This window comes from Pseudomonas sp. FW305-3-2-15-C-LB1 (assembly GCF_058787615.1).
In genome coordinates this window covers 1-2,949 of the sequence record NZ_JBYSZX010000038.1, presented here as the reverse complement: position 1 = coordinate 2,949, position 2,949 = coordinate 1, and the positions used below count along the sequence as shown (strand labels likewise).

Genomic DNA, 2,949 nt, shown 5'->3' with positions numbered 1-2,949 from the left:
GATGGGTTGCTGCACAGCCTGCTGGGCACCACCCATCGCGTACACCAGAGCCCGCACATGGGCTCGGCCTTGCAGAGTCTGATTTCCGCAGTGGTGGTGCTGATTTTTGCTGCGATGGATGCCGACCCGATCCTGCAATTGTTCGCCTGGCTGTCGAACCTGGCCACGTTGTGCGTGATCTTGCTGATGGCGCTGACTTCCGTCGCGGTGTTGGTGTTCTTCCGGCGCCATCCCGAACTCAAGGTGGGGATCTGGCGTGCACGGATTTTCCCCGGTTTCTCCTGCCTGGCCCTGTTCGCAGTGCTGGCGCTGGCGGTGGTGCACTTCGATGTGCTGACCGGGGCCAGCCAGCTCCTGTCCTATGGCCTCTGCGCAATCATTCCCCTGGCCCTGCTGGGCGGTGTGTACCTGGCGGCCCGCTTGCGCAAGGCGTCGCCGGAACGCTTCCGGGCGTTGGGCAGCCACAAGCTCTAAGGCGTGCCCTGCAGCTGGCTCCTCCCCCGTCAAACCCGGAAATGGCCCACCAGCTGCTGCTGGTGACTGGCCATTTCGCGCAGTGCATCACTGGCCTTCGCGGCCTCGTGCATGCGCTGGCTGAGGGTTTCGCTGATGCCCCGGATATCGCTGACCCGGTGGCTGATGTCGTCCACCACTGTGCTTTGCTCCAGGGCCGCGCTGGCAATCTGTTGGTTCATCTGTTCGATCACATCCACGGCCTGGGAAATACCCGCCAGCGCGGCGCGGGTCTGTTGCACCTGGACCACGCTGCCGCTGGCTTGATCACGGCTCAGTTGGGTGCTGTGCACCACGTCCTCACTCAGCTGTTGCAGCGTTTCGATCACCGTGCGTACCTGTTCCACCGAGCGCTGGGTGTTGCTCGCCAAGTGCCTGACCTCATCGGCCACCACCGCGAAACCCCGCCCTTGCTCGCCGGCCCGGGCGGCCTCGATGGCGGCGTTCAACGCCAGCAGGTTGGTCTGCTGCGCAATGCTGCTGATGACATCCAGCACCTGGCCGATCTGGCGGCTGCTGTCGGCGAGGGCGGTGACTTGCTGGAGCGTGGCGTCCAGGCGCTGATCGAGCGCCTCGATGCTGCGCTCGGCTGTGGCGAACACCGCCTGGCCTGATCGGCTCGCGCTTTCGGCGGCGGTGGCGGCATCGGCGGCGCTGTGGGAGTGGCGCGCCACCTCCTGGGCACTGGCGCTCATTTCATGCAGGGCGGTGGCCGCCAGCTCCACTTCGCGGTACTGGCGTTGCATGCCGGTGCTGACGTCGCGGGCAACCCCCGAGGAGGTGTCGGCGCTGTCCCGGGTGTCGCGGGCGGCGGTTTGAATGGCGCGAATCATCGGTTGCAAGGTGTCCAGGAAACGGTTGAAGCCACCGGCCAGCCTGCCCAGTTCGTCGCGCCGCCCGGCGGGCAAGCGTTGGGTGAGGTCGCCGTCGCCTTCAACGATGGCATCCAGCAATTCGACCATCTTGAGCAGTGGGCGTGTCACGCCGTAGGCGGTCACCCAGATCAGCAGCATACCCAGGCCGCTGGCGAGCAGGCCCAGGCCAAGGTTGAAACCGTTGGCGGCGCGGCTTTTGCTGTCCAGCTCGCTTTGCATCTGCCGGGCGGGAGCCTGCACCAGGGCTTGCGGCACTTTGATTTGCAGGTGCCAGCCGGGGTTGCTGTCCACCACCTGCAGGGGCTGGCGGATATCGACAGTGTCCCCCGCGACGGCGCCGCTGCGTCCTGCGATCTGGCCGGCGGGCGACAGGATGCTCACTTCGCCGGCGCCCGAATACAAATCCTGGCCCAACTGGGCGGCGAGCTTTTGCAGGGTGTCGAGGCTGACGTCCATGCCGACCACGCCGAGTACCTGGCCGTTGGCGATCAGCGGCACGGAAATACTGCTCATCAGTACATCGCGACCTTCCACTTGGCTGGTGTAGGGCTCCACCACGCAGGTGCGCCGTTGCGTCTGGGGGCAGCGGTACCAATCGGTGTCCGGGTCGGCGCCGGGGAGCGCATGGTTGGCGGTGATCTGTTCTTCGGTCAGCACATCCTGCACCAGCTGCCCCGGCAGGCTCTGTGACCAGTACAACGCAAAGCGCCCGGTTTCATTGCCGGCCAGGGCGCGTTGCCCGACAAACTCGGCGTCTGCGCCGGCCAGCGCGCCAGGCAACAGCACCACGTACAGGCCGAGCACGTGCTGCTGTTTGAGCAGGGCCTGGCGGGTCACGCTGACCAGCGCTTCGCGCAATTGCGCGGCGCTGAGGCGGCCCTCGAGGGTTTGCTCGCGCAGTTGCAGTACCTGCTCGGCGAACCCTTCGCCTACCAGGGCGCTGTCATTGAAAAAGCGCTCCACGTGTTGGCCATGGGCAACGGCCTGGGCCTGCAGGCGCGCCTCGGCGGCTTGCCCCAGCAGGTGACTGCTCTGCTGCTTGAGCAGATCGGCGCTCTGTTGATTCTGGTACAGGCCGGCACCGATCAGCGCGCCGACCACCACCAGCAGGCACAGCCCGCTCAGCAGGGTGATGCGCCATTGGAGGGTGAGGTGAATTGAACGCATGGCTGAGGTTCCTACGCAAGGCATCCGGGAGAAGGGCGGGGTGACGCGAGCATGCGGCGGGACGCGATAAGCGGCTATCCCGAATCGGCAAACCCTGTGGGCACGCCATGGGTGGCTTGACCTGTTTTGGGGCGGCGCTTCGGATGCTACCGATTTGGGATAGCGAGCGGCTCAGGGGCGGGCATAGGATCAAATTCAGCGTGCAACCAAAACAACAACGCCAGAGGGCACCGATGCCGTTTGATCGGGCCCAATCCAACAGCGACTGCCTCATACAATAAGGTCAACAACATGAGCGTATCTCTCCCGGTCAACAGCTCCACGGAGCTCAAGCGTGGCGCCCTGGGCGTGGGCTTCATCATTTTCTTTGTGGTTTCGGCGGCGAGCCCGTTGA

Annotated in this window: 3 pseudogenes; 1 reads left to right on the top strand and 2 read right to left on the bottom strand. The window is 65.2% G+C overall.

The window, feature by feature from the left end:
* Positions 1-474: pseudogene (locus AC3WP7_RS29995) on the top strand (amino acid permease); the annotation flags it as partial.
* Positions 475-503: 29 nt separating this feature from the next.
* Here the strand turns inward: AC3WP7_RS29995 and AC3WP7_RS29990 are convergent.
* Positions 504-1,043, bottom strand: a pseudogene (locus tag AC3WP7_RS29990) (methyl-accepting chemotaxis protein); the annotation flags it as partial.
* Between the two features lie 318 nt (positions 1,044-1,361).
* Positions 1,362-2,555 (bottom strand): annotated as a pseudogene (locus tag AC3WP7_RS29985) (PDC sensor domain-containing protein); the annotation flags it as partial.
* Positions 2,556-2,949: the final 394 nt, after the last annotated feature.